This window comes from Microbacterium imperiale (assembly GCF_017876655.1).
Lineage (GTDB): Bacteria > Actinomycetota > Actinomycetes > Actinomycetales > Microbacteriaceae > Microbacterium > Microbacterium imperiale.
On record NZ_JAGIOK010000001.1, the window covers coordinates 1,309,017 to 1,332,739 of the forward strand.

Genomic DNA, 23,723 nt, shown 5'->3' on the forward strand with positions numbered 1-23,723 from the left:
GCGGGGCCGCTGATCGCCGTCCCGTCGCGGATACGACGGACGATCGCCCTCGCGACGCGGACGCTCATCGCCATCGCGACGCGGACGTGCGTCGTTCCCGCGGTCCCCCCGGGGGTTCTCGTCCCGACGTGGCCGTCGTGCGTTGGAGTCCGCGGCGGTGTATCGAGGCTTGCGCTCTGATCTCGGGCGGTCTTCTTCAGTCACGACGTTCCTTTCGTCCGGAAACGAGAAATGGCCACCCAGCACTGGGTGGCCATTTCACGAAAGAAGTCCGGCGGTGTCCTACTCTCCCACAGGGTCCCCCCTGCAGTACCATCGGCGCTGTGAGGCTTAGCTTCCGGGTTCGGAATGTAACCGGGCGTTTCCCTCACGCTATGGCCGCCGAAACACTATTGATGTTTCAGTCTGCACAACGATTGATCGTTATGCGGTTCTCGACCGTACATCGAGAACCACTCAGTGGACGCAAGCACCAAAAACGGTGTGTTATCAAGTCATCGGCTTATTAGTACCGGTCAGCTTCACGTGTTACCACGCTTCCACATCCGGCCTATCAACCCAGTAGTCTGGCTGGGAGCCTCTCGCCCGAAGGCATGGAAATCTCATCTTGAGGCCGGCTTCCCGCTTAGATGCTTTCAGCGGTTATCCATCCCGAACGTAGCTAACCAGCGGTGCTCCTGGCGGAACAACTGGCACACCAGAGGTTCGTCCAACCCGGTCCTCTCGTACTAGGGTCAGATCCTCTCAAATTTCCTACGCGCGCAGCGGATAGGGACCGAACTGTCTCACGACGTTCTAAACCCAGCTCGCGTACCGCTTTAATGGGCGAACAGCCCAACCCTTGGGACCTACTCCAGCCCCAGGATGCGACGAGCCGACATCGAGGTGCCAAACCATGCCGTCGATATGGACTCTTGGGCAAGATCAGCCTGTTATCCCCGAGGTACCTTTTATCCGTTGAGCGACAGCGCTTCCACAAGCCACTGCCGGATCACTAGTCCCGACTTTCGTCCCTGCTCGACCTGTCAGTCTCACAGTCAAGCTCCCTTGTGCACTTACACTCGCCACCTGATTGCCAACCAGGTTGAGGGAACCTTTGGGCGCCTCCGTTACTTTTTGGGAGGCAACCGCCCCAGTTAAACTACCCACCAGGCACTGTCCCTGAACCGGATTACGGTTCGAAGTTAGATATCCAGAGTGACCAGAGTGGTATTTCAACAATGACTCCACGGTAACTGGCGTCACCGCTTCAAAGTCTCCCACCTATCCTACACAAGCCACACCGAACACCAATACCAAGCTGTAGTAAAGGTCACGGGGTCTTTCCGTCCTGCTGCGCGTAACGAGCATCTTTACTCGTAGTGCAATTTCGCCGAGTTCGCGGTTGAGACAGTTGGGAAGTCGTTACGCCATTCGTGCAGGTCGGAACTTACCCGACAAGGAATTTCGCTACCTTAGGATGGTTATAGTTACCACCGCCGTTTACTGGGGCTTAAATTCTCAGCTTCGCCTTGCGGCTAACCGGTCCTCTTAACCTTCCAGCACCGGGCAGGCGTCAGTCCGTATACATCGTCTTGCGACTTGGCACGGACCTGTGTTTTTAGTAAACAGTCGCTACCCACTAGTCTCTGCGGCCTCCACACCCTTTCGGAGTAAATCCTAATAAGTGGAAGGCCCCCCTTCTCCCGAAGTTACGGGGGCATTTTGCCGAGTTCCTTAACCACGATTCTCTCGATCTCCTTGGTATTCTCTACCTGACCACCTGAGTCGGTTTGGGGTACGGGCAGCTAGAACCTCGCGTCGATGCTTTTCTCGGCAGCATAGGATCACCCACTTTTTATCCGCATCGTGTCTCAGCCTGTATGAGTCACGGATTTGCCTATGACTCGGCCTACGCACTTGCCCCGGGACAACCATCGCCCGGGTTGGGCTACCTTCCTGCGTCACACCTGTTAATACGCTAGCCGCACCAGCATGGGGTCGAGCGTTAGACCGGACCGTCTCACCCCGAAGGGGTCAACTAAGCCCGGGTTAGGACTCTTAGCACCACTGGATTAGCTTGGGCGGTTCTTCGCCGGTACGGGAATATCAACCCGTTGTCCATCGACTACGCCTGTCGGCCTCGCCTTAGGTCCCGACTTACCCAGGGAAGATTAGCTTGACCCTGGAACCCTTGGTCTTTCGGAGGACGTGTTTCTCACACGTCTTTCGCTACTCATGCCTGCATTCTCACTCGTGTAGCCTCCACGGCTGGTTCACACCGCCGCTTCGCTGGCCACACGACGCTCTCCTACCCATCAACACGGCTGGACCACGAAGGCCTACCAATAATGTCAATGCCACAACTTCGGTGGCGTGCTTGAGCCCCGTTACATTGTCGGCGCGGAATCACTTGACCAGTGAGCTATTACGCACTCTTTCAAGGGTGGCTGCTTCTAAGCCAACCTCCTGGTTGTCAGAGCAACTCCACATCCTTTCCCACTTAGCACGCGCTTTGGGACCTTAGTTGGTGGTCTGGGTTGTTTCCCTCTCGACTATGAAGCTTATCCCCCACAGTCTCACTGCTGCGCTCTCACTTACCGGCATTCGGAGTTTGGCTGACGTCAGTAACCTTGTAGGGCCCATCGGCCATCCAGTAGCTCTACCTCCGGCAAGAAACACGCAACGCTGCACCTAAATGCATTTCGGAGAGAACCAGCTATCACGAAGTTTGATTGGCCTTTCACCCCTATCCACAGCTCATCCCCTCAGTTTTCAACCTAAGTGGGTTCGGTCCTCCACGACGTCTTACCGTCGCTTCAACCTGGCCATGGATAGATCACTTCGCTTCGGGTCTAGGACACGCGACTGAATCGCCCTATTCAGACTCGCTTTCGCTACGGCTACCCCACACGGGTTAACCTCGCCACGTATCGCTAACTCGCAGGCTCATTCTTCAAAAGGCACGCTGTCACCCCTACTAAGGAGGCTCCAACGGTTTGTAAGCAAACGGTTTCAGGTACTATTTCACTCCCCTCCCGGGGTACTTTTCACCTTTCCCTCACGGTACTTGTCCGCTATCGGTCATCTGGGAGTATTTAGGCTTATCAGGTGGTCCTGACAGATTCACACGGGATTTCTCGGGCCCCGTGCTACTTGGGATACTCTTCACGCCAAGAGAAGCATTTCGACTACGGGGTTCGCACCCTCTATGACCAGGCATTCAAACCTGTTCGTCTATACCTTCTTGTAACGTCGACCACTCGGCAGAATGATCAGAAAAGTCCCACAACCCCCAACGTGCAACGCCTGCCGGCTATCACACACGCAAGGTTTAGCCTGATCCGGTTTCGCTCGCCACTACTAACGGAATCGCGGTTGCTTTCTCTTCCTGTGGGTACTGAGATGTTTCACTTCCCCACGTTCCCTCTACCCGCCCTATATATTCAGGCGGGAGTCACTAGGTCGGCACGCCGCCCAGCGGGGTTTCCCCATTCGGAAATCCTCGGATCACAGTGTGCTTATCCACTCCCCGAGGCTTATCGCAGATTGCTACGTCCTTCTTCGGCTCCAGATGCCAAGGCATCCACCGTTTGCTCTTAAAGACTTGAAATCACATGAGTTGAATCGTCAAAAAATTGACTAATGATCTTTAAGATCATCTTCACGACACAACACCCAAAGGTGTCGCATCGAAGATGCTCGCGTCCACTGTGTAGTTCTCAAAGTACGGGCGGTACCCTCCCCCCACACTGACCAGCAGCATGAAGAAAAGGCCCAGAGGTTGCGGACTCTCATCCGGTCCCTCAGGACCCAACAGCGTGCAGGTGCGACACCCGAAAACTCCCCCGTTCCCACCGCAAGCGGCGTACTAGAAGAAACCTTCATCCTTCGCACCATGTCAAATGTTCCACCCATGAGCACCCCGCAGAGACATTCGCTCTGATCGGGGGCCTGGACACCGAAGTGCCAGATGCTCCTTAGAAAGGAGGTGATCCAGCCGCACCTTCCGGTACGGCTACCTTGTTACGACTTAGTCCTAATTACCGATCCCACCTTCGACGGCTCCCTCCACAAGGGTTGGGCCACCGGCTTCAGGTGTTACCGACTTTCATGACTTGACGGGCGGTGTGTACAAGACCCGGGAACGTATTCACCGCAGCGTTGCTGATCTGCGATTACTAGCGACTCCGACTTCATGAGGTCGAGTTGCAGACCTCAATCCGAACTGGGACCGGCTTTTTGGGATTCGCTCCACCTCACGGTATTGCAGCCCTTTGTACCGGCCATTGTAGCATGCGTGAAGCCCAAGACATAAGGGGCATGATGATTTGACGTCATCCCCACCTTCCTCCGAGTTGACCCCGGCAGTATCCCATGAGTTCCCACCATTACGTGCTGGCAACATAGAACGAGGGTTGCGCTCGTTGCGGGACTTAACCCAACATCTCACGACACGAGCTGACGACAACCATGCACCACCTGTATAGAGACCTTGCGGGGCGACTGTTTCCAGCCGTTTCCTCTATATGTCAAGCCTTGGTAAGGTTCTTCGCGTTGCATCGAATTAATCCGCATGCTCCGCCGCTTGTGCGGGTCCCCGTCAATTCCTTTGAGTTTTAGCCTTGCGGCCGTACTCCCCAGGCGGGGAACTTAATGCGTTAGCTGCGTCACGGAATCCGTGGAATGGACCCCACAACTAGTTCCCAACGTTTACGGGGTGGACTACCAGGGTATCTAAGCCTGTTTGCTCCCCACCCTTTCGCTCCTCAGCGTCAGTTACGGCCCAGAGATCTGCCTTCGCCATCGGTGTTCCTCCTGATATCTGCGCATTCCACCGCTACACCAGGAATTCCAATCTCCCCTACCGCACTCTAGTCTGCCCGTACCCACTGCAGGCCCGAGGTTGAGCCTCGGGTTTTCACAGCAGACGCGACAGACCGCCTACGAGCTCTTTACGCCCAATAATTCCGGATAACGCTTGCGCCCTACGTATTACCGCGGCTGCTGGCACGTAGTTAGCCGGCGCTTTTTCTGCAGGTACCGTCACTTTCGCTTCTTCCCTGCTAAAAGAGGTTTACAACCCGAAGGCCGTCATCCCTCACGCGGCGTTGCTGCATCAGGCTTCCGCCCATTGTGCAATATTCCCCACTGCTGCCTCCCGTAGGAGTCTGGGCCGTGTCTCAGTCCCAGTGTGGCCGGTCACCCTCTCAGGCCGGCTACCCGTCGACGCCTTGGTGAGCCATTACCTCACCAACAAGCTGATAGGCCGCGAGCTCATCCCTGACCGAAATTCTTTCCAGCTACTGACCATGCGATCGCAGCTCGTATCCGGTATTAGACGCCGTTTCCAGCGCTTATCCCAGAGTCAGGGGCAGATTGCTCACGTGTTACTCACCCGTTCGCCACTGATCCACAGAGCAAGCTCTGCTTCACCGTTCGACTTGCATGTGTTAAGCACGCCGCCAGCGTTCATCCTGAGCCAGGATCAAACTCTCCGTAAAGAAAATCTGCTGCGACCAGCCGGAAAAAGACTGGAGCAGCGAGTTTGATGCTGACCAAAGAGATAAATCATTGCTGACTATCCGTTGCCTCCCCCAAAGGGAAGGTCTTTGATCCAAAGGAATCTCACCCCACCGAAGTGGAGTCGAGGTTATTTGGCATTTGACAAGTGCACGCTGTTGAGTTCTCAAGGATCGGACGCTCCCCCAACTGACCTCACAGCCAGCCCAGAGGGCAACTTCACAACCATACCCCACCCTCGACGCGCTTCGATCTGTCTCCGGAACGAGTGCTCCGTGCCAGTCGAGGACTGCAGTTCGGGGTGGAGTTACCATCCTAGACGCAAGCGTCTTGTTCTCGCAAGAGGTTTGGGATGGTTTTCGTTCTCCGCTTGAGGGGGCGTAGGCCTTCCGGCCTTCTCGCTCTTCCCTGTGGGGCGAACAAGTAATAAGTTACGCGGCTCCGGCGATCGTGGCAAAGCGAGCTGACATCCCGGGCGTGTCGCGTGCCCCGCTGAGCCCCAGGTTCCGCGTCATGACGCGGAAAACGGCGGATGCCGCAGCCCTTCGGCCGCGGCATCCGCCGTTTTCGTCGAGATCAGCCCCGACTCACTCCCACTCGATGGTCCCCGGGGGCTTCGACGTCACGTCGAGCACCACCCGGTTGACCTCGCGTACCTCGTTCGTGATGCGGTTCGAGATCTTCGACAGCACGTCGTAGGGCAGCCGCGTCCAGTCGGCCGTCATCGCGTCCTCGCTCGAAACCGGACGGAGAACGATCGGGTGACCGTACGTGCGACCGTCACCCTGCACCCCGACCGAGCGCACGTCGGCGAGAAGCACCACCGGGCACTGCCAGATCTCGGCGTCGAGTCCCGCCTTGGTCAGCTCCGCCCGAGCGATGGCGTCGGCGTCACGCAGGATCTCGAGACGGTCAGCGGTGACCTCGCCCACGATGCGGATTCCGAGGCCGGGCCCCGGAAACGGCTGGCGGCCGACGATCGCCTCGGGCAGCCCCAGCTCGCGCCCGATCGCGCGGACCTCGTCCTTGAACAGGGTGCGCAGCGGCTCGATCAACTCGAACTGAAGGTCTTCGGGCAGTCCTCCCACGTTGTGGTGGCTCTTGATGTTCGCGGTTCCGGCGCCCCCGCCGGACTCGACGACGTCGGGGTAGAGCGTGCCCTGCACCAGGAATCGGATCGGCTCGCCGTCGGCCTCCGCCTCGGCCATGAGGTCGCGCTCGGCCTGCTCGAATGCGCGGATGAACTCTCGCCCGATGATCTTGCGCTTCTGCTCGGGATCGCTCACGCCGGCGAGCGCCTCGAGGAAGCGCTCGCGAGCGTCGACCGTCACGAGGCGCACACCCGTCGAGGCGACGTAGTCGTTCTCGACCTGCTCGCGCTCTCCCTTCCGGAGCAGACCGTGGTCGACGAAGATCGCCGTCAGCTTGTCACCGACCGCCTTGTGGACGAGCGCGGTCGACACCGCGGAGTCGACACCGCCGGACAGTGCCGAGATCACCCGGCCCGATCCGACCTGCTCGCGGATGCGTTCGACCTGCTCGGCGATGACGTTGCCGCTGTTCCAGTCGGCGGGCAGGCCGGCGGCCTTGTGGAGGAAGTTCTCGAGGACGTTCTGCCCGTGATCGGAGTGCTTGACCTCGGGATGCCACTGCACCCCGTAGAACTTCCGGACGTCGTTTGCGAAGGCCGCGACCGGCGTCGCCGCGGTGCGCGCGAGCACTTCGAAGCCTTCCGGGGCGCGTGACACCTGGTCGCCGTGGCTCATCCACACGTTCTGCGCCGCGGGCTGCCCCTCGAGCAGCGTCCCCTCGGTCACGATCGTCGCATCCGTCGCGCCGTACTCGCGCAGCCCGGTGTTCGCGACCTCGCCGCCGAGGGTCTGCGCCATCACCTGGAATCCGTAGCAGATGCCGAGCGTCGGCACGCCCAGGTCGAAAACCCCGGGGTCGAGCGCCGGGGCGCCCGGCTCGTACACCGACGACGGGCCGCCCGACAGGATGATGCCCACCGGATCCTTCGCGGCGATCTCCTCCGCGGTGGCGGTGTGGGGGACGAGCTCACTGTAGACGCCGGCCTCGCGCACGCGACGAGCGATCAGCTGCGCGTACTGCGCACCGAAATCGACGACGAGGACGGGCCGCTGGGACGTTTCGGTCTGGGTGGTCACCGGGTGCCTTCCGTGGCGGGGATGGATGCGGCGGCTTCCGCTGCTTCGCGCTCAGCGAGGTACTTCCGCACCTCGCGGCCGACGCGGGCCTCCATGAAGAACGACAGGGCGGGGACGATGCCGCCGAGGGCGAGCAGGATGAAGCGGGGGAACGTCCAGCGCATGAGACTCCATACGCGGAAGCACGAGAAGAGGTACACGACGTAGAACCACCCGTGCACGACGAGGATCGCGAGCGAGATGTTGAACCCGTCGCCCGTCGAGAGCATCTCGCACGAGTTCGTCTGCGGCACGAACAGCGACCACCACTCGCAGTCGGCACCCGCGATGACGGGCGCGAACCAGAGCAGCCCGCCCGAGCCCCCCGCGAACAGCTCCGTGTGGAGGGGGGTGTACTTGAGGATCATCTCCGCGAGCAGCAGGAGCAGACCGACACCCGTGACGACAGAGCAGATCTGGTAGAAGCGCAGAGCGTTCCGGATCGCCGGGAAGCTGGCGAGTTTCGGGGCGCGGGGCATGGGATCCAGTCTAATCGCGGGACGACGGTGCGCTTTCCGCCGGCACCGCGCCGTCGGGGGCGGAAGCGTCGCCCGATTCGTCGCCGTCGACGGCATCCTCGAGGTCCTCCAGCTCCTTCTCCCAGGCGTCCTTCGCGAGGCGGTACCACATGTAGAACGCGAAGCCGGCGAACACGGCCCACTCGACCGCGTAGAAGATGTTCAGCCAGTTGACGTTCGAGCGCTCGTCGGGGGCCGGCGAATCGATCGCGGTGAGCCCCCCGAACGCCTCGGCCGACGTGAGGTATCCGCGGTAGACGTCCAACCCCGCGGTGTCGCTCCAGCGCGAGAGCAGCGCAGCCGACGACATCCGGGTCAGCTCCTGCGGGTCGGCACCGCGCGGCGGGAGCGCGGGACCCTCGTCCGAGATGATGCGACCGGTCACCGTCACCTCGCGCGGCGGGTCGGCGTCGAGAGCGGATGCCGCCGCCTCGGCCTCGTCGCGGTCGTCGGTCCACCCGACCGCGACGGCCAACGAGGTGGGATCGGTCGACCCGATGTCGGCGGGGTCGATCCGCAGCTGACCCGTGACCCAGAAGCCTTCGATCCCGCGATCGAAACGCGACGACACCACGTCGAAGTCACCTGGCACGAACGATCCGCGGACCTCGACGCGCTGTCCGACCAGCGGTTCCGGCAGGTACTCCCCCGGGCCGACCACGTCGGACAGCGGCCGGACCTGTTCGGTCTGCCCCGGCGGCGGCGGCGACGTGTCGACGGCGCGCGAGAGCTGCCACTGGCCGAGCCACGCGAACACCGCCGCGACCAGCAGCGCGAATGCGAGCATGCCGAGCCACCACGGGCGCAGCATCACCTCGCGCAGGGTCGGCGCGAACGCCATCGTCGCGCGGGGAGCGGGGGGAACCGGGCTCATGTCACCGCACGCTGTACGGCGCGACCACGACCTCCACGCGCTGGAACTCCTTCAGGTCGGAGTAGCCGGTGGTGGCCATCGACTTCTTCAGCGCGCCGATGAGGTTCGCCGTGCCGTCGGCGACCGGTGCCGGGCCGTACAGCACCTCTTCGAGCGACGCGACCTGGTCGACGGCGACGCGGCGACCGCGCGGCAGCATCGAGTGGTGCGCCTCGGGCCCCCAGTGGAAGCCCTGGCCGGGGGCGTCGGTCGCGCGGGCGAGCGCGACGCCGAGCATGACGGCATCCGCTCCCATCGCGAGCGCCTTGACGATGTCGCCGGAGGTTCCGACGCCGCCGTCGGCGATGACGTGGACGTAACGCCCGCCGGACTCGTCGAGGTAGTCGCGGCGCGCACCGGCCACATCGGCCACGGCCGTCGCCATCGGCGCGTGCACGCCGAGGGTCGCGCGCGTCGTCGAGGCCGCACCGCCGCCGAATCCGACGAGCACACCGGCCGCGCCCGTGCGCATGAGGTGCAGCGCCGCGGTGTAGGTGGCGGCGCCACCGACGATGACGGGCACATCGAGGTCGTAGATGAAGCGCTTGAGGTTGAGGGGCTCGTCGACGCTCGACACGTGCTCGGCCGACACGGTCGTGCCCCGGATGACGAACAGGTCGACGCCGGCGGCGACGACGGTCTCGTACAGCTCCTGCGTGCGCTGCGGGGTGAGCGATCCGGCGACGGTGACGCCGCTCGCGCGGATCTCGGCGAGGCGGTCGCGCACGAGCTCGGGCTTGATCGGCTCGGCGTACAGCTCCTGCATGCGACGCGTCGCGGATGCCTCGGGCAGCGCTGCGATCTCGGCGAGCAGGGGCTCGGGGTCGTCGTAGCGCGTCCACAGCCCCTCGAGGTCGAGCACGCCGAGGCCGCCGAGCTGGCCCAGCATGATGGCCGTGCGCGGGCTCGTGACGGAGTCCATCGGAGCGCCCAGCACGGGGATGGAGAACTGGAACGCGTCGATCGACCAAGCGGTCGACACGTCCTCGGGGTTGCGGGTGCGCCGCGAGGGCACGACCGCGATGTCGTCGAACGCGTAGGCCCGACGGGCGCGCTTGGCGCGGCCGAGCTCGATCTCCATGGTCACCCCCTCAGCCTACCGGCCGGTCCGGACGCGGCATCCGGCGGTCGGATGGGATGCTGGCGGGATGACACGCATCGTGATCGTCGGCGGCGGCATCATGGGACTCGCCACCGCCTGGGCGCTGACCCGTCGGGGCGAGCAGCCCGTCGTTTTGGAGCGCTTCGGGCGCGGACATGCCCACGGTGCCTCGCACGGCGCGACGCGCAACTTCAACAACGCCTACGCCGACGACCACTACCTCGACCTGCTGCAGCGGGCGCGCGAGGGCTGGGACCTGTTGGGCGAGGTGGACGGCGAACCGCTGCTGCGGCGGCACGGCCTCGTGACGCACGGCGCCGGCAGCGACCTCGGCGGCGGGGCCGACGGAGCGTCGCCCGCCGACAGCGGACTCGCCACGATCGCGCGCCGTCTCGGCGATCGCGGCATCCCCGCGCACCTGCTCTCGGGCGTCGAGGCTGCCGCGCGCTGGCCCGGCATGCGCTTCGAGGACGAGGTCCTGTACTCGCCGGATGCCGGCGTCGCACGAGCGGCGGCGGCGATGCTCGAACTGGAGCGGCGGATCGTCGCGGCGGGCGGCGAGGTGAGATGGGACTCGCCGGTGCGAGCCATCGACGACCTCGGCGAGCGCGGCGCGCGCGTGACGCTGGCGAGCGGGGGCGAGCTCGAGGCGGATGTCGTCGTCGCGACGCTCGGCGCCTGGACCGAGGCCCTGCTGCCCGGCATCCGTCTGCCCCGGCTGATCGTCACCGAGGAGACCCCCGCGCACTTCGCCCCGACCACCGGCCCATGGCCGTCGTTCAACCACCGGCTCGACCCCGAGCGCTGGCCCGCGCCCGTCTACGGCATGCCGACGCCGGGCGAGGGCGTGAAGGTCGGTTTCCACCGCGTGGGGGACGTGGTGGACCCCGACGAACGCCCGCACCGCACGACGCACCACGAAACCCTGGTCAACTACGTGCGCGAATGGATGCCGGGCCTCGACTCCGCCTCGGCCGTCCATCTGTCGTGCACCTACACCTCGACCGACGACAGCGCCTTCGTGCTCGACCGCGCCGGCTCGATCGTCGTGGGTGCCGGATTCTCGGGGCACGGGTTCAAGTTCGCGCCGGGCGTCGGAGCGACCCTGGCGGATCTCGCGCTCGACCCCACCGCGCGCGCCGCCGCTCCGTTCCGCCTGCCGACGACCTGATCCGGGCGGGGGGGCATGTCGTAGCGGAGGAGATCTGCGCGTCCGAGGAGGCCTCGCGTCGGAGGTCCTCCGTTATGCAGATCTCCTCCCGAGCGCTGGCGCCGAAGGAGCGAGGGCTGCGGAGTAGCGGAGGCTGCGGAGTAGCGGGGACGCTGCGATGTGGAGGAGATCCGCACAGCGGAGGCGGCTCCCGCGCCGGCTCTCCTCCCCCGCGCGGAACTCCTCCCGCGGCGACGGATCCAGCGCCCCGGCGGAGGGAACATCGCTCCTCCCCAGCGCGCGCCGGCGGGCACTCGCCCCCAGATCCGCTCCCCGCCCCACCGCCGGAGACCCGCGGCGCCGAGTATCGCGTCATGGACGAGGAGCGAATCGTGTCATGGATGCGGCGAACCGGCGGTGTCGCTCGGACGACCGCGCTCCACGATGCCGGGGCCTCGCGGTACCGGATACAGACCGCCATCGAGACGGGCACTTTGCGTCGAGTACGCCGCGGGTGGGTCGCTCTTCCGGACGCTGACGCGGAGCTCGTCGCCGCCGCACGCCACGGCGTGGTGATCGCGTGCGTCAGCGCGGCGCGGCGGCGCGGCCTGTGGGTCCTCGCCGAGGACCGACCCCATGTCGCCGCGCCGCCCCACGCGGGTCGAGCCCCGACCGGCCGGGCCACCGTGCATTGGCATGAGCCGGCCGTGCCGCGGCATCCGGACGCCCTCGTCGATCCCATCGAGAACGTCCTCGTCACCGTGGCGCGTTGTCAGCCCGTGGAACCGGCGCTGGTGATCTGGGAGTCCGCGCTGCGGCGCCAGCTCACCTCACGCGAGGTCCTGGGTCGGCTCGATCTGCCACCCGCCGCGCGGCAGCTGTGGGCGCAGGCTGCGCCGTTCTCGGACTCGGGCCTCGAGACGATCCTCCCGTTGCGGTTGCGTTGGCTCGGCGTGCCGTTGCAGCAACAGGTCTGGCTGCTCGGGCGGCCGGTAGACCTGCTCATCGGCGAGCGCCTCGTCGTGCAGATCGACGGCGGACACCACGTCGGGCGACAACGCGCAGCCGACATCGAGCACGACGCGCGGCTCATGCTGCACGGTTACCACGTCATCCGCGTCACCTATGCGCAGGTCGTCGACGACTGGCCGCAGGTGCACGGACTCATCGCGACCGCCGTCGCTCAGGGGCTGCACCGTGCGCGCTGACTCGGCGTGCGGCCTCGTCCCAACATGCGGCCCTACACACAGAAGGAGATCTGCACACCGGAGGGTGGCCGCCTTTCGACGGTCCTCCGGTGCGCAGATCTCCTCCGCTCACGTTGCTGCAAGCCCGGGCGGCCCGGACGCGCAGCGCTGCGTGAGATCAGCGCTTGTAGTTGGGCGCCTCGACGACGATCTGCACGTCGTGGGGGTGCGACTCCTTGAGCCCGGCCGAGGTGATGCGCACGAACTTGCCGCGCGCCTTGAGCTCCTCGACCGTGCGGGCGCCGACGTAGAACATCGACTGACGCAGGCCGCCGATCAGCTGATAGGCCACCGCCGAGACAGGACCGCGATACGCGACCTGACCCTCGATGCCTTCGGGGATGAGCTTGTCGTCGCTCGGCACGTCGGCCTGGAAGTAGCGGTCCTTCGAGTAGGACGTCTTCTTGCCGCGGGTCTGCAGGGCACCGAGCGACCCCATGCCGCGGTACTGCTTGAACTGCTTGCCGCCCTGGAAGACGATCTCGCCCGGCGACTCGTCGGTTCCCGCGAGCAGCGAGCCCAGCATGACCGAGTCGGCTCCGGCGACGAGCGCCTTGGCGATGTCGCCCGAGTACTGCAGGCCACCGTCGGCGATGATCGGGATGCCGGCTTCCCGAGCGGCCAGCGACGCCTCGTAGATCGCGGTGACCTGGGGCACGCCCACGCCGGCCACGACACGCGTGGTGCAGATCGATCCCGGCCCGACGCCGACCTTGACGGCATCCACTCCGGCGTCGATGAGGGCCTGAGCGCCCTCGCGCGTGGCGACATTGCCGCCGATGACGTCGATGTGCTCGAAGGATGCATCCGCCTTCAGGCGCTTGACCATCTCGATGACACCGGCGGACTGGCCGTTGGCGGTGTCGACCACGATGACGTCGACACCGGCGTCGCGCAGGGCCTCGGCGCGCTGCCAGGCGTCGCCGAAGAAGCCGATGGCGGCGCCGACGCGGAGACGACCCTGGTCGTCCTTCGTCGCCAGGGGGTACTTCTCGCTCTTGTCGAAGTCCTTGATGGTGATGAGGCCGGCGAGCTTGCCATCCTCGTCCAGCAGCGGCAGCTTCTCGACGCGGTGATGCGCGAAGAGGGCGATGACCTCGTTGGCTCCGATGCCGACCCGCCCGGTGACGAGGTTCTCGCTCGTCATGACGTCGCGCACCTTGGTGGTCTGGCGCTCGAAGCCCGAGACGAAGCGCATGTCGCGGTTCGTGACGATGCCGAGCAGGTGGCCCTCGTCGTCGACGACGGGCAGGCCCGAGATGCGGTACTGCCCGCACAGGGCGTCGACCTCTTCGATCGTCGCGTCGGGCGTGGTCGTGATGGGGTCGGTGATCATGCCCGACTCGCTGCGCTTGACGCGGTCGACCATCGCGGCCTGCTCCTCGATGGAGAGGTTGCGATGGATGATGCCGAGGCCGCCCTCACGCGCGATGGCGATGGCCAGTCGCGCCTCGGTGACGGTGTCCATCGCCGCCGACAGCAGAGGTGTCGCCACCGTGATCCGCCGGGTCACCCGCGACGAGGTGTCCGCCTCGGAAGGGATGACGTCGGTGTGCCCCGGAAGGAGGAGGACGTCGTCGTACGTGAGGCCGACGAATCCGAACGGGTCGTTGTAGTCGCTCATGCGCGCTCCTTGAAGTCTCGACGATTCTAAGCGCCGCGAGGCCCCGCTGAATTCCCGGCCCGCGATCCCGCATACGACACACCGCGATCGAAGTTGCGCACCCGAAACACGCAGGCAACAATCAGCGCATACGTTCAGGTGTCGCCGAAGCCACCGAACCGGTACCTCTCGGCGCGTTCGACCACTTATCTCAGGAGGTGCCAGTGGCGATCACCCCGATGACGCGCGCTGCTCGTCGCCCGAGGCGCATGTTCTCGACGTTGATCGCCGGCCTTCTGGCTGCCGTGACGCTTCTGGGCATCGCCTCCCCCGCCATGGCCGCAGGAGACGACGCCGAGTCGTTACCGTTCACGATCGCGGGCAACGTCCGCACCGGCGGTGAGCCCGTCGAGGGCGCAACGATCGTCGTGACCGGCGGCGACTTCGAAGCCGAAGGCGAGACGAACGAGAGAGGCAGCTTCTCGATCGGCGTGCCGACCAAGGATGTCGCCTACACCGTCGAACTCGTCGAAGACAGCCTCCCCTCGGGGGTGTCGGTTCCGGACGGCTTCGAGTCGACCATCGAGGTCGAGTTCGGCGCGACGAGCACCATCACCCGCAACTTCACGCTCGAGGCAGCCGAACGGCAGACCACGAGCTTCGTCGACCAGCTGGTCTCGCGAGCGGTCAACGGCCTGAACTTCGGCCTCATGCTGGCGCTGGCCGCGATCGGCCTGTCGCTGGTGTTCGGCACGACGGGACTGTCGAACTTCGCGCACGGCGAGATGGTGACCTTCGGCGCCCTGTCAGCGCTGCTGTTCTCCGCCGGGCTGGGCCTGCCCATCTGGGTGGCGATCCCGCTGGCGGTGGGCGTATCGGCCCTGTTCGGACTGACGATGGATGCCGGGCTCTGGCGTCCCCTCCGCCGCCGCGGTCTCGGCACCGTGCAGCTGATGATCGTCTCGATCGGCCTCTCGCTCGCCCTGCGCTACATCTTCCAGATGTTCGTCGGCGGCGGTACCGCGCAGCTGCCGGGTGGTTCGACCTCGGTCATCCCCGGCCTCGGACCGATCCGCCTGACGGTCACCGACCTCGTCAGCATGGGGGTCTCGCTCGTCGTGATCGCCGGATTCGCCTGGTGGCTTATGCGTACGCGTATCGGTCGCGCGACCCGCGCCGTCTCGGACAACCCGTCGCTCGCGGCCGCCAGCGGCATCGACGTCGACGGCGTCGTCCGGATCGTCTGGGTCGTCGCGGCGGCGCTGGCCGGTCTGTCGGGTGTGCTCTGGGCTTACTTCCGCCCGGGCATCAAGTGGGACATGGGCACCAGCATCCTGCTGCTGATCTTCGCCGCGGTCACCCTGGGCGGGCTCGGCACCGCCTTCGGCGCACTGCTCGGCTCCATCATCGTCGGACTGCTCGTCGAGGTCTCGACGCTGTGGATCCCGTCCGACCTCAAGTACGTCGGCGCGCTGGTCGTGCTGATCGTCATCCTGCTGTTCCGCCCGCAGGGTCTCCTCGGGCGCCGAGAGCGAATCGGATAGGCATCGTGAACTTCCTCCAGATCCTCAGCAACACGGCGGCGCAGATCCTCGCGCCCGCCACGCTCGGGTACGTCCTCGCGGCCATCGGCCTGTCCGTGCACTTCGGCTTCGCCGGACTGCTGAACATGGGCGTCGCCGGCTTCATGGCGATCGGCGCCTACGGTTTCGCGATCTCGATCCTGACGTTCGGTCTCGCCTGGCCGGTCGCCGCCCTCATCGGCCTCATCGCGGCGGTCCTGTTCGCGCTGGTCATGGGCATCCCCACCCTGCGCCTGCGCGGGGACTACCTCGCGATCGTCACGATCGCCGCCGCCGAGGTGCTGCGCCTGCTGTTCCTCACGTCGGCCTTCCGCAATCAGACCGGTTCGGCCGACGGCCTCTCCGGGTTCCAGGCCGGTTTCCGCGCGAGCAATCCGCTCCCGCCGGGCCGTTGGGGCTTCGGGCCGTGGACCTACCAGTCCGACCAGTGGTGGGTCATCATCGTCGGCATCATCACGATCGCGATCGTCGTGACCCTCGTGTGGCTGCTCATGCGCAGCCCGTGGGGACGCGTCATCCGCGGCATCCGGGAAGACGAGGATGCCGTCCGCTCGCTCGGCAAGAACGTCTTCGCGTTCAAGATGCAGGCGCTCATCGTCGGCGGCGTCATCATCGCGGCCGGCGGCATCGTCACCGCGATGGGCACGAACGTGAACCCCAACGTCTACGTCACCTCGCAGACGTTCTACGTCTGGACCGCCCTGCTGCTCGGCGGTGCCGCGACCATCTTCGGCCCGGTGCTCGGCGCCGTGCTGTTCTGGGTCGTCCGGGCGTTCCTGTCGAACCTGCTGCCCGCCCTGGTGGAGATCGGATGGCTGCCCTTCCTGACGACCGAGCAGAGCCAGATGCTCGTGTTCGTCCTCGTCGGTGTGGCCCTGATGCTGCTGGTGATCTTCCGCCCGCAGGGCATCCTCGGAAGCAAGAAGGAGCTGACCTTTGTCCGCTGATGTCGTACCCCCGACGCCGCGCCCCAAGGCGACCGGCCTGCACAAAGACGACGGCAGCGGCGAGATCCGCCCCGGCGTCGCCAAGGTCGACCCGATCATCGTCGTCGACGGCGTCAAGCGCGTCTTCGGCGGTCTGACCGCGGTCGACGTCGAGCACCTCGAGATCCCCCGGGGCGCCATCACCGCACTGATCGGACCGAACGGTGCCGGCAAGACGACCCTGTTCAACCTGCTGACCGGCTTCGACAAGCCCAACGCGGGGTCGTGGTCGTTCGACGGCAACAACCTCGCCGGCATCCCTGCCTACAAGACAGCACGCATGGGCCAGGTGCGCACGTTCCAGCTGACGAAGTCGCTGGGCCTGCTCACCGTGCTCGAGAACATGAAGCTCGGCGCGCCCAAGCAGACCGGCGAGGGCATGCTCGCCGGCATCCTGCCGTTCCTGTGGCGCAAGCAGGAGAACGAGATCGACGAGAAGGCCCGCGGCCTGCTCAAGCGGTTCAAGCTCGACGCCAAAGAGAAGGACTTCGCCGCGTCGCTCTCGGGCGGGCAGCGCAAACTCCTCGAGATGGCGCGCGCCCTCATGAGCGACCCCGTGCTGGTCATGCTCGACGAGCCGATGGCCGGCGTGAACCCGGCCCTCACGCAGTCGCTGCTCGACCACATCCTCGACCTCAAGGACCTCGGCATGACGGTCGTGTTCGTCGAGCACGACATGCACATGGTGCGCCACATCGCCGACTGGGTCGTCGTCATGGCGGAAGGCCGCGTCGTCGCCGAAGGGGCACCCGACACGGTCATGCAGAACCCGGCGGTCATCGACGCCTACCTCGGCGCCCACCAGGACGTCGATCTCGGCGTCGTCACGGGCCGTCACGCCGGTGAGCTGCCGCCCGAGGCGGAGGAGCTCGTCGAGACCGTGCACGAGCTCGACCAGGCGATCGACGAGGCACCGGCCACGGACGGACCCGCGGGCCCGACCTCCGGCACGACCGCCGACCAGAAGGCAGAGGACCAGAAGTGACCGAGAACGTCGTCGAACTGACCGACGTCCACGCCGGCTACCTGCCCGGAGTCAACATCCTCAACGGCGCGAACCTCACCGCCGCGAAGGGTGAGCTCGTGGGAATCATCGGCCCCAACGGCGCCGGCAAATCGACCATGCTCAAGGCGATCTTCGGCCAGGTGAAGGTGCGGTCCGGGTCGGTCAAGCTCAACGGTGACGAGATCACGGGGCTGCGGGCGAACCGGCTCGTGGCCAAGGGCGTGGGGTTCGTCCCGCAGACGAACAACGTGTTCCCGAGTCTCACGATCGCCGAGAACCTGCAGATGGGCGCCTACCAGCGACCCAAGGTCGTCGCCGAGCGCACCGACTTCGTGACCTCGATCTTCCCCGACCTCGCCAAGCGCCTGCAGCAGCGGGCCGGATCGCTCTCGGGCGGCGAGCGTCAGATGGTCGCGATGGGCCGCGCGCTCATGATGGACCCCTACGTGCTGCTGCTCGACGAGCCGTCGGCGGGACTGTCTCCGTCGCGTCAGGACGAGGCGTTCCTGCGGGTCTCCGAGATCAACAAGGCCGGCGTCACGACGATCATGGTCGAGCAGAACGCGCGTCGTTGCCTGCAGATCTGCGATCGCGGATACGTCCTCGACCAGGGCCGCGACGCCTACACCGGCACCGGCCGCGAGCTGCTCAACGACCCCAAGGTCATCGGGCTGTACCTCGGCACCCTCGGGACCTGACCCCGACCCGCCCCGCGGCGGGCTTCGGCTCGGGCTACGCGCGGCGCGCGGGCTTGGCATGGCAGTTGTTGGCGGGGCGGCAGCTGCGCGCGTGGGCTCGGCTTGGCAGCTCGCGCCGCCTTCCTGCGAGGGAAGGGGCAGCAGCTGCCAGATGGAGGGGCGGCAGCCGCGCGCGTGGGCCTGGCTTGGCAGGTCGCGCCGCCTTCCTGCGAGGGAAGGGGCAGCAGCTGCCAGATGGAGGCGGACCGGCGAGCGCCGCGCCTCCTCCCCCGCGAGCGAACCGCGGGTGTTACGCACACCTGGCGTCTCTACCCGAATGTCGCGCGGAGCCGACTGCGACGATCGAAGGATGCCGCGACCTCCCCAGCCTCTGCCTCCCGCCCTGGGCGACGCGTTCTCGTGCTCGGCGGCATCCGCTCTGGGGGTCTCGGCTAAGCGGATGCGTGCGTCCGACCTCGAGACCCCGTTCCGCGGCGTCCGCCGCCGACGCACCGAGGATGTCGCCGACAGCGGGCCGCTCGCGGAGGACCGGGCTGTCCGGCGCCGCGTGCTCGCCGATGCGGCCTCGTACGTGCAGGTCATGTCGGACGACGCGTTCTTCTGCGGTCGCACGGCAGCGATCCTGTGGGGCGCGGGGATCGCACCTCGCACCGAGCTCGATGTCGGGGTCATCGCGCCCCGGCGCGCGCCCCGCCGCCGCGGCATCCGCGGGCATCAGTTCGCTCCGACGCACGTCGTACTCACCTCGCTCGAGGGCCTCCGGGTGTCGGACCCCGCGTCGACGTGGGCCATGCTCGGACGGGATGCCGATGTGCGCGAGCTCGTCCGAGCGGGAGACGCCCTCGTCCGGGTGCCGCGTGGCGCGGGCGGCGTCCGCCGCCCCGATCAGCGACGGACCACGCCCGAGTCGCTCGCGGCTGCCGCAACCGCTGGCCGCCGGGTCGGCGCGGCGAAGCTCGCGGAGGCACTGTCGCTGATCCGTGTGGGGTCGATGTCGCCGCTGGAGACCGACTGCCGCCTCGAGCTGACCGCCGCCGGGCTGCCCGAGCCGGTGCTGGACCTCGAGATTCGAGATCGCACCGGCCGCCTGGTCGGAATCGCGGATGCCGTGTGGCCCCGCTATCGCGTGATCGCGGAGGTCGAGGGGGATCACCATCGCACCTCGACCGAGCAGTGGGCGCGGGATATCGAGAAGCACACCGGCTATGCGGCACTCGGGTTCGAGGTCATCCGGCTGGCCGCGTCGCACATCCGGCATCCGCGTCCCGCCGCGCCGCGCATCGTCGGCGATGCGCTGCGCCGCCGCGAGTGGTCGCCGACGAGCTGACGCCGCATCCCCGCCTCGCGCAGCTCGGACTCACCTGACACCTCACGCCCCCTCAGAGCGCAGCAGTGGGCACCACCTGCCAGGCGAACCGACACCTCACCCCTCACCTGGCACCTCACGCCGCTTCCCACCCCGCGAAGGGGCACCACCTGCCAACTCAACCTCGCGCCGCCCCACCCCGACGCAGACCCAACCCCACGCAGCCCCACCTCGCGCAGCCCCGCCTCGCGCAGCTCGGACTCACCTGACAACCCACGCCCCCGCACGGCGCAGCAGCGGGCACCACCTGCCAAGCGAACCGACCCCTCCCCGCTCACCTGACACCTCACGCCCCCTCCCACCCCGCGAACGGGCACCACCTGCCAACTCAACCTCGCGCCGCCCCACCCCGACGCAGACCCAACCCCACGCAGCCCCACCTCGCGCAGCCCCGCCTCGCGCAGCTCGGACTCACCTGACAACTCACGCCCCCGCACAGCGCGGCAGCGGGCACCACCTGCCAAGCGAACCGACACCTCCCCGCTCACCTGACACCTCACGCCCCCTCCCACCCCGCGAACGGGCACCACCTGCCAACTCAACCTCGCGCCGCCCCACCCTGACGCAGCCCCCCACCCTGACGCAGCCCCGCCCCACGCAGCCCCACCTCGCGCCGCTCGGACTCACCTGACACCTCACGCCCCCGCACGGCGCAGCAGCGGGCACCACCTGCCAAGCGAACCGACCCCTCCCCGCTCACCTGACACCTCACGCCCCCTCCCACCCCGCGAACGGGCACCACCCGCCAACTGAAGCCACCCCACCCCGAGCACGCGAAAAGACCCCGGTCGCATGACCGGGGCCTTTCGCTGCGTCAGGGATCAGCCGACGCGGACGAACTCGTAGTTGTTGTCGTCGCCGTACTCGAAGACACCGATGGATGCCTCCGTGGGGTCGCCTACCTCGTTGAAGGTGATCGGTCCCGAGACGCCGTCGTAGTCGGCGGCCTCACCGGCGATGATCAGGTCGGCGCACTCGGCGAAGGTGGTGCACTTCGTGCCCTCGCCCGCACCGCCCGAGACCGCCTGCAGGTTCGCTGCGACATCGGGGCCCGCCGTCGAGCCGGCCTGCAGCGCCGCGAGGGCGAGCAGGACGACCGCGTCGTAGGACTCCGGCGCGTAGGTGAAGTCCTGCAGCTCGGCGTTGCCGGCCCCGGTCCAGAACGTCTGCAGCTCGTCGCGGAACGACGAGATGGTCGCGGGGTCGACCGCCGGGTAGGTGCCCTTCGCGCCGGCGAGGGTGCCGGGCTCGAAGTCGTCGGTGAAGTTCGCGAGGTTTCCGTCGACGAAGTAGAGCTTCTCGGGAGCCACGTCGGCACCGATGAGCTCGGGGATGATCGTCTTGACCTCTTCGAACGTGATCAGCGCGATCGCGTCGGGGCCGGCGGCCAGCACGTCCTCGACCTGAGCCGAGAAGTTGGTGTCACCGGTGTTGTACAGCGAGGTCGCGACGACCTCGCCACCCGCTGCCTCGAACGCGGCCTTCGTGAAGCAGGCCAGACCGGTGCCGTACGAGTCGTTCAGCACGATCATGCCGAGCGTCTCGTTGCCGTCGGCGCCGATCAGGTTGCCGAGCACCTCGCCCTGCAGGACGTCGGAGGGGGCGGTGCGCCAGTACAGACCCTTGTCCTCGTAGCCGGTGAAGGCAGCCGAGGTGTTGGCGGGCGAGAACTGGATCGCGTTGGCCGCGATGACCTGGTCGATGAACTGCAGCGACGTGCCCGAGGATGCCGCACCGACGATCGCCGTGGCACCTTCGCCCAGCAGTCGAGGGATCTCGGTCTCGTAGGCCTTGTTGTCGGTGTCGCCCGAGTCGCCCTGCTTGAGGTCGATCGTGATGCCCTTGCCGGCGGCGTTGATCTGCGACGCGGCGAACTCGGTGGCCGAGATCTCGGGCGGGCCGAGGAAGGCGAGGTTGCCGGTCTGGGGCAGCGCGGTGCCGATGGTGTAGGTGAGGTCGGTGCCGGGACCTGTCGACGTCGAGGTGTACTCGGGCGTGTAGGACGCGGGTTCGGCCTCGGCGCAGTCGATCGGGAAGTCGGCCGCGTCGCCGCCGGCGTCGCCCGAGGCAGCCGGGTCGCTGCCGCCGGCGCATCCGGCCAGGACGAGTGCACTCGCGCCGATCACGGCGATGCCGCCGATGACCTTCGCGGTGCGGGAACGGGTGAGAACGCCCATTGTGCTCCTTGATGAGTGGGACCGCGGGACCGAAGCTCCGCGAGGTTGGGTCAAACCTAGTGGCGCCGCTGCATCGGGGATGTTGCGATGTGTTAACGGTCTGTTACGCGACCGAATCGTTACTTCCGGCCCGCCCGCCTCCGCGCGATTCCGCGGATGGTACCGGTGCCACGCGAAACCCGATCGTGTGTCCGCGGCCTCGGGCGCCGGACGGGTCAGACGACGGGAGCGACGTCGTCGGCGTCGGTCGCGCGGCGAGGTCGACGCGCGGCACGCAGCGAGTCGACGCTCAGCACGACGAGCGCGAGCCAGACGAGACTGAACCCGATCCAGCGCTCCAGCGGCATCGGCTCGCCGAGGATCCAGGCGCCGGTGATGAACTGCAGGATCGGCGCGACGAACTGCAGCAGTCCGATCACCGTCAGGCTGCTGCGGCGGGCTCCGGCGGCGAAGAACAGCAGCGGCACGGCGGTCACGACGCCGGCGAGGGTCACGAGGGCGGTGTGCCCCGGGCTCACGGTGCCGAGCACGAGTCCACCGGTGACGGCGACGACGATCGCCTGCACGATCGCGATGGGGGCGAGCCAGAGCGACTCGAGCGTGAGGCCGCTGACCGCGTCGACCGACGGGCCGATCTGCTTCTTCACGAGACCGTACGTGCCGAAGCTCGCGGCGAGCATCAGCGCGATCCAGGGGAACGCCCCGTAGCCGACGACGATGACGCCCACGGCGACGACGGCGATGCCGATCGCGACCCACTGCGCCACGCGCAGCCGTTCCTTCAGCACGAGCACGCCCAGCAGCACGGTGACGATCGGGTTGATGAAGTACCCGAGGCTGCCCTCGATCACGTGACCGGTCAGGGTGCTGATCAGGAACACCTGCCAGTTGATGTAGATCAGGATGCCGGCGACGATCGTCCACAGCACGAGTCGCGGCGTGCGCAGGATGGCGATCAGCTTGCGCCAGGTGCGCAGCACGGTGAGCAGCACGGCGCAGAACACGAGCGAGAACAGGATGCGCCACGACACCACCTCGAAGGGGCCCATCGGCGCCAGCAGCAGGAAGTACAGGGGCATGAAGCCCCAGAGGACGTACGCGGCGAAAGCGTAGACCCCGCCGAGCGTGCGTTCGCGGGCGGGGTCGAGGGGTGTCACGAGCCAACTCTAGTTCGGTCATGACACGCGCGTCGCGCGCGCGGCTGCCATCGAGCGTCGCCCGCCCGCCACGACGAAGGCCCGGGTGCGATGTGCACCCGGGCCTTCGGAGAAGAGCTATGCGTCAGCGGACGACGACGGCGAGGACGTCGCGCGCCGACAGGACGAGGAACTCGTCGGCGCCGAACTTGACCTCGGTCCCGCCGTACTTGCTGTAGATCACCCGGTCGCCGACGGCGACGTCGAGCGGAACGCGGTTGCCGTTGTCATCGATGCGGCCGGGGCCCACGGCCACGACCTCGCCCTCCTGGGGCTTCTCCTTGGCGGTGTCGGGGATGACCAGACCACTCGCGGTGGTCTGCTCGGCCTCGACCTGCTTGATGACGATGCGGTCCTCGAGCGGCTTGATGGAAACCGACACGGTCTACCTCTTTCTTCGACAAGACTCGTTGGCAATCTCACCCTGAGAGTGCCAACTCCGAGTCTAGGGGGACGTTGGCACTCACGC

Annotated in this window: 15 protein-coding genes and 3 rRNA genes; 7 read left to right on the forward strand and 11 right to left on the reverse strand. The window is 66.4% G+C overall.

Annotation, left to right across the window (positions count from 1 at the left end; all coding sequences use genetic code 11):
* Positions 1-269: 269 nt before the first annotated feature.
* The 7 genes from rrf to JOF37_RS06465 form a co-directional block, all read right to left on the reverse strand.
* A 5S ribosomal RNA gene (gene rrf, locus JOF37_RS06435) occupies positions 270-386 on the reverse strand.
* A gap of 99 nt (positions 387-485) precedes the next feature.
* Positions 486-3,592, reverse strand: a 23S ribosomal RNA gene (locus JOF37_RS06440).
* 371 nt (positions 3,593-3,963) lie between these two features.
* A 16S ribosomal RNA gene (locus tag JOF37_RS06445) occupies positions 3,964-5,483 on the reverse strand.
* Together the 16S, 23S and 5S rRNA genes form the textbook arrangement of a ribosomal RNA operon.
* Before the next feature lie 606 nt (positions 5,484-6,089).
* On the reverse strand, positions 6,090-7,670 hold the full coding sequence (guaA, locus tag JOF37_RS06450) for a glutamine-hydrolyzing GMP synthase (RefSeq protein WP_210006096.1): 1,581 nt from the start codon (positions 7,668-7,670) through the stop codon (positions 6,090-6,092).
* Positions 7,667-8,188, reverse strand: coding sequence for a DUF3817 domain-containing protein (locus JOF37_RS06455; protein WP_210006097.1), 522 nt, complete (start codon positions 8,186-8,188; stop codon positions 7,667-7,669). The genes guaA and JOF37_RS06455 overlap by 4 nt, the downstream gene beginning before the upstream one ends.
* A 10-nt stretch (positions 8,189-8,198) precedes the next feature.
* A complete protein-coding gene (locus tag JOF37_RS06460; protein WP_372445424.1) occupies positions 8,199-9,101 on the reverse strand; it encodes an SURF1 family protein in 903 nt (300 codons plus the stop codon).
* Between the two features lies 1 nt (position 9,102).
* Positions 9,103-10,221 (reverse strand): GuaB3 family IMP dehydrogenase-related protein, encoded by a 1,119-nt coding sequence (locus JOF37_RS06465; RefSeq protein ID WP_210007700.1) that lies wholly within the window; start codon positions 10,219-10,221, stop codon positions 9,103-9,105.
* 67 nt (positions 10,222-10,288) lie between these two features.
* On the opposite strand from JOF37_RS06465, the gene JOF37_RS06470 reads away from it, so the two are divergent.
* Complete coding sequence (locus tag JOF37_RS06470) at positions 10,289-11,413, forward strand: FAD-dependent oxidoreductase (protein WP_210006098.1); 1,125 nt, start codon at positions 10,289-10,291, stop codon at positions 11,411-11,413.
* A gap of 353 nt (positions 11,414-11,766) precedes the next feature.
* The gene (locus JOF37_RS06475; RefSeq protein WP_210006099.1) at positions 11,767-12,600 is read left to right on the forward strand and encodes a DUF559 domain-containing protein; all 834 of its coding nucleotides are present in this window, start codon (positions 11,767-11,769) and stop codon (positions 12,598-12,600) included.
* Between the two features lie 157 nt (positions 12,601-12,757).
* Here JOF37_RS06475 and guaB read toward each other — a convergent pair whose 3' ends face one another.
* Positions 12,758-14,263 carry an IMP dehydrogenase gene (gene guaB, locus JOF37_RS06480; RefSeq protein ID WP_210006100.1) on the reverse strand — a complete coding sequence of 502 codons (1,506 nt, stop codon included), beginning with the start codon at positions 14,261-14,263 and terminating at the stop codon, positions 12,758-12,760.
* 248 nt (positions 14,264-14,511) lie between these two features.
* On the opposite strand from guaB, the gene JOF37_RS06485 reads away from it, so the two are divergent.
* The 5 genes from JOF37_RS06485 (at position 14,512) to JOF37_RS06505 (ending at position 19,842) form a co-directional block, all read left to right on the forward strand.
* The gene (locus JOF37_RS06485) at positions 14,512-15,786 is read left to right on the forward strand and encodes a branched-chain amino acid ABC transporter permease (protein ID WP_210006101.1); all 1,275 of its coding nucleotides are present in this window, start codon (positions 14,512-14,514) and stop codon (positions 15,784-15,786) included.
* Between the two features lie 5 nt (positions 15,787-15,791).
* Positions 15,792-16,772 carry a branched-chain amino acid ABC transporter permease gene (locus tag JOF37_RS06490; RefSeq protein WP_210006102.1) on the forward strand — a complete coding sequence of 327 codons (981 nt, stop codon included), beginning with the start codon at positions 15,792-15,794 and terminating at the stop codon, positions 16,770-16,772.
* Positions 16,762-17,796 (forward strand): ABC transporter ATP-binding protein, encoded by a 1,035-nt coding sequence (locus tag JOF37_RS06495; protein ID WP_210006103.1) that lies wholly within the window; start codon positions 16,762-16,764, stop codon positions 17,794-17,796. The genes JOF37_RS06490 and JOF37_RS06495 overlap by 11 nt, the downstream gene beginning before the upstream one ends.
* Positions 17,793-18,515 (forward strand): ABC transporter ATP-binding protein, encoded by a 723-nt coding sequence (locus tag JOF37_RS06500; protein ID WP_210006104.1) that lies wholly within the window; start codon positions 17,793-17,795, stop codon positions 18,513-18,515. The genes JOF37_RS06495 and JOF37_RS06500 overlap by 4 nt, the downstream gene beginning before the upstream one ends.
* A 349-nt stretch (positions 18,516-18,864) precedes the next feature.
* Positions 18,865-19,842, forward strand: coding sequence for a putative endonuclease domain-containing protein (locus JOF37_RS06505; RefSeq protein WP_210006105.1), 978 nt, complete (start codon positions 18,865-18,867; stop codon positions 19,840-19,842).
* 860 nt (positions 19,843-20,702) lie between these two features.
* Here the strand turns inward: JOF37_RS06505 and JOF37_RS06510 are convergent.
* The 3 genes from JOF37_RS06510 to groES all read right to left on the reverse strand — a co-directional run bounded on the left by JOF37_RS06510 (position 20,703) and on the right by groES (position 23,636).
* A complete protein-coding gene (locus JOF37_RS06510) occupies positions 20,703-22,058 on the reverse strand; it encodes an ABC transporter substrate-binding protein (RefSeq protein WP_210006106.1) in 1,356 nt (451 codons plus the stop codon).
* Positions 22,059-22,273: 215 nt separating this feature from the next.
* Positions 22,274-23,215 (reverse strand): EamA family transporter RarD, encoded by a 942-nt coding sequence (rarD, locus tag JOF37_RS06515; protein ID WP_210006107.1) that lies wholly within the window; start codon positions 23,213-23,215, stop codon positions 22,274-22,276.
* Positions 23,216-23,339: 124 nt separating this feature from the next.
* The gene (gene groES, locus JOF37_RS06520; RefSeq protein ID WP_023954390.1) at positions 23,340-23,636 is read right to left on the reverse strand and encodes a co-chaperone GroES; all 297 of its coding nucleotides are present in this window, start codon (positions 23,634-23,636) and stop codon (positions 23,340-23,342) included.
* Positions 23,637-23,723 lie beyond the last annotated feature (87 nt).